The 4,158-nt window shown below is 38.6% G+C and carries 1 protein-coding gene and 2 pseudogenes; 2 read left to right on the top strand and 1 reads right to left on the bottom strand.

Annotated features, from left to right (window positions below; genetic code table 11):
* Positions 1 to 224 precede the first annotated feature (224 nt).
* Positions 225 to 1,495 (top strand): annotated as a pseudogene (locus ACLFKQ_RS30850) (IS701 family transposase).
* Positions 1,496 to 1,535: 40 nt separating this feature from the next.
* A pseudogene (locus tag ACLFKQ_RS30845) lies at positions 1,536 to 2,732 on the top strand (ISNCY family transposase); the annotation flags it as partial.
* Between the two features lie 18 nt (positions 2,733 to 2,750).
* Here the strand turns inward: ACLFKQ_RS30845 and ACLFKQ_RS30840 are convergent.
* On the bottom strand, positions 2,751 to 4,016 hold the full coding sequence (locus ACLFKQ_RS30840) for an IS701 family transposase (protein WP_448999339.1): 1,266 nt from the start codon (positions 4,014 to 4,016) through the stop codon (positions 2,751 to 2,753).
* Positions 4,017 to 4,158 lie beyond the last annotated feature (142 nt).

The following is a 4,158-nucleotide window of genomic DNA, read 5'->3' as shown; positions in this document are numbered from 1 at the left end:
CAGCAATTCTCATTTTAAAAATTCCCAGAGAAAAATAGATGAGAAATGAACGTTTGTTAGCAAATAACTTTCGCTAACAAAAACCACTCTGATTAAGATTCGGGTGAATTAGATTAAAGTAAAAGGCATTAACGGTACTTAAACAATTTAAACAGACAAAATAAGATAGAATACCTTTGCTGATTAACTTTAACATTATTCTAAAGCCCGATCGCACTTACTTTATGAAAGAAACTACTCCCGCAGCCATGCCTCCCTGTTTCGATAGATGAGATGGTGTCAAAAGTTTGATGATTTACTGAGAACTAAAGCGCAAAAAAGGGAATTCAGACATTATTTAGGAGGATTATTAGGGGAAAGTGAGCGAAAAAATGTATCTCAAATGGCTAAAGACGCAGTAGAGGTCACATACCACAAATTACACCATTTCTTAACTGAAGCAACTTGGTCAGCGAACAAGATAAATGAACGTCGCTTAGAAGTGATGAACAAGTGTAATCAAACGAGAATCAGTAAGGGATTTAGTCTAATTGTTGATGACTCTGGGCATAGAAAAAGTGGTAACTTTACCGCAGCAGTAGGTCGTCAATATATTGGGGAAATTGGGAAAACAGATAATGGCAATGTTGTAGTAACAACTCATCTATATGATGGCCAAAAAAGCTTACCTTTAGACATAGAACTATATCAACATGGTAATTCGTTGCCCGAAGGAAAGAAAGACAGAGAATTCAAGAAAAAACCCACCTTAGCCTTAGAATTAATCGATAAAAGTTTGAAGAGGGGATATCGACCAGGACTAGTATTAATAGATTCGTCCTATGGTAACAACACAACTGTTTTACTCGAACTGGAAAAAAAGAAATTAAAGTATATAGGAGGAATCGCTAAAAATCGTAATATTTTGGTTAAAACTCCATCAAATCAATTAGAAAAAATCAGAGTAGATGAATATGCTCAATGGTTATCTGATGAGGAATTTAAGGAGATTCAAATCCAGGGTGAAAAACCTAGAACCGTCTGGGTAGCAATAATAGAAGCAGAAATATCAAGGCTAGAAGGAATCAGAAAAATAGCTATCGTCATGAGTGCACCAATCTTTGAAGATGCTGAAGATATTGACTACTTACTCACAAATGTTGAGGGAGAAATAGTAACCGAGCAATGGATAGTTCAAACTTATGCTCAGAGAAACTGGATAGAAGTTTTCTATCGAGAAGCCAAGGGATGGTTAGGATTAAAAGAGTATCAAGTTAGAGATAAGAAGAGTTTGGAAAGACATTTTATTCTAGTTTTTTGTGCCTATACTTTTATCCTTTGGCATAAGCTTACTGGAGGTTTAAGAAGACGTTGGGCGAACAAACCTTTGGAGACATTTCCTGAAGCATTAGAAGCTTTTCGTACAGGTATATCTTATCGTTTTGTCCAATGGTTGAACCAAAATCGCGACGTATTCGTAGCTTATAAAGCTAGTTTGGGCTTTGTTTGGGCTTGATTTTTGTTTAAGTACCGTTAAATTCTCACAGAGTAGCAACATGGGTCTAGCAATAGGAATGCCTGAATTACTATCGATGCTGAGTGCCGAGTTAAATAATCTTCCCGAGGAACGAAAACCAAGCAATAATACTAAATATACGGTTGAAGAAGCTCACTTAAGTGCATTTTCTGTATTTTTTATGCAATCTCCTTCTTTTTTAGACCATCAACGTTTGATGAAAAGTCAGAAAGGGAAAAATAATGCCCAGAGTTTGTTTGGCATCGAGAACATCCCCTGTGATCCTCAGATTCGCACCCTGCTCAATTTGGTGCCAGCTTCGACGGTATTTGGCGTTTTTCGCTCAGTCTATAATGGTTTGTCCAAGACAGGGAACCTATCGCCCTATCGTTGCTTCGGTGGAGGATTTTTGCTGACACTTGATGGAACTGAATATTTCTCCTCCAAGAAGATTCACTGTTGTCATTGTTGCCATCGGACTCATAAAAACGGCAGTACTACCTATTTTCATGCTGCGGTTACTCCGGTACTGGTGGCTCCAGGACGACCACAGCTCATCAGTTTAGAACCAGAATTCATCACTTCCCAAGATGGTCATGATAAACAAGACTGGGAGAACGCTGCCGCTAAGCGTTGGATTGCTGCTCATCCCCGCGACCCAGAAGACCTCCCTGTAACTTTACTTGGGGATGACCTCTACTGCAATCAACCCATCTGTGAAACGGCTTTGGCTCATGGTTATCATTTTATCTTTGTCTGTAAGCGTACATCTCATTCAGAACTTTATGAGTGGGTGGATTACCTCGAACGAGTCGGGGAGGTGAAAACTCTAACCCAGTTGGAGATTCGAGGACGAAAATGTTTGTCTTACTACTACCGCTTTGTGAATAAAATTCCCCTCAGAGCTACCCAACCAGCCCTGGACGTAAACTGGTGTGAGGTAACGGTTACAGATACCAGCGACGAGAAAACCTTGTATTACAATGCCTTTGCTACTTGCCATGAAATCGAGCGACAGAATGCGATCGAGATTGTCACTGCTGCTCGTGCGCGCTCGAAGCTCGAAAATGAAGGGAATAATATTCTCAAAACTAAAGGCTATCATCTCGAACACAACTTGGGTCACGGTGAAAACCACCAGGCGGAACTTCTATTCTGCCTTAATTGGTTAGCTTATCTCTTCCACACCAGTTGGGATTTAGTCCACATCACTTATCGTGCCGTTCGCTCGATGTTAACGGTACTTAAACAAAAATCAAGCCCAAACAAAGCCCAAACTAGCTTTATAAGCTACGAATACGTCGCGATTTTGGTTCAACCATTGGACAAAACGATAAGATATACCTGTACGAAAAGCTTCTAATGCTTCAGGAAATGTCTCCAAAGGTTTGTTCGCCCAACGTCTTCTTAAACCTCCAGTAAGCTTATGCCAAAGGATAAAAGTATAGGCACAAAAAACTAGAATAAAATGTCTTTCCAAACTCTTCTTATCTCTAACTTGATACTCTTTTAATCCTAACCATCCCTTGGCTTCTCGATAGAAAACTTCTATCCAGTTTCTCTGAGCATAAGTTTGAACTATCCATTGCTCGGTTACTATTTCTCCCTCAACATTTGTGAGTAAGTAGTCAATATCTTCAGCATCTTCAAAGATTGGTGCACTCATGACGATAGCTATTTTTCTGATTCCTTCTAGCCTTGATATTTCTGCTTCTATTATTGCTACCCAGACGGTTCTAGGTTTTTCACCCTGGATTTGAATCTCCTTAAATTCCTCATCAGATAACCATTGAGCATATTCATCTACTCTGATTTTTTCTAATTGATTTGATGGAGTTTTAACCAAAATATTACGATTTTTAGCGATTCCTCCTATATACTTTAATTTCTTTTTTTCCAGTTCGAGTAAAACAGTTGTGTTGTTACCATAGGACGAATCTATTAATACTAGTCCTGGTCGATATCCCCTCTTCAAACTTTTATCGATTAATTCTAAGGCTAAGGTGGGTTTTTTCTTGAATTCTCTGTCTTTCTTTCCTTCGGGCAACGAATTACCATGTTGATATAGTTCTATGTCTAAAGGTAAGCTTTTTTGGCCATCATATAGATGAGTTGTTACTACAACATTGCCATTATCTGTTTTCCCAATTTCCCCAATATATTGACGACCTACTGCTGCGGTAAAGTTACCACTTTTTCTATGCCCAGAGTCATCAACAATTAGACTAAATCCCTTACTGATTCTCGTTTGATTACACTTGTTCATCACTTCTAAGCGACGTTCATTTATCTTGTTCGCTGACCAAGTTGCTTCAGTTAAGAAATGGTGTAATTTGTGGTATGTGACCTCTACTGCGTCTTTAGCCATTTGAGATACATTTTTTCGCTCACTTTCCCCTAATAATCCTCCTAAATAATGTCTGAATTCCCTTTTTTGCGCTTTAGTTCTCAGTAAATCATCAAACTTTTGACACCATCTATCGAAACAGGGAGGCATGGCTGCGGGAGTAGTTTCTTTCATAAAGTGCGATCGGGCTTTAGAATAATGTTAAAGTTAATCAGCAAAGGTATTCTATCTTATTTTGTCTGTTTAAATTGTTTAAGTACCGTTAGTTACTCGCCAAACTTTCTTCAATGATGTTCGGGCACTAACCAGATATTTA

The organism is Myxosarcina sp. GI1(2024) (assembly GCF_053543375.1).
Note: the sequence above shows the minus strand (reverse complement) of the source record. Positions and strands in the feature narration are given on the sequence as shown.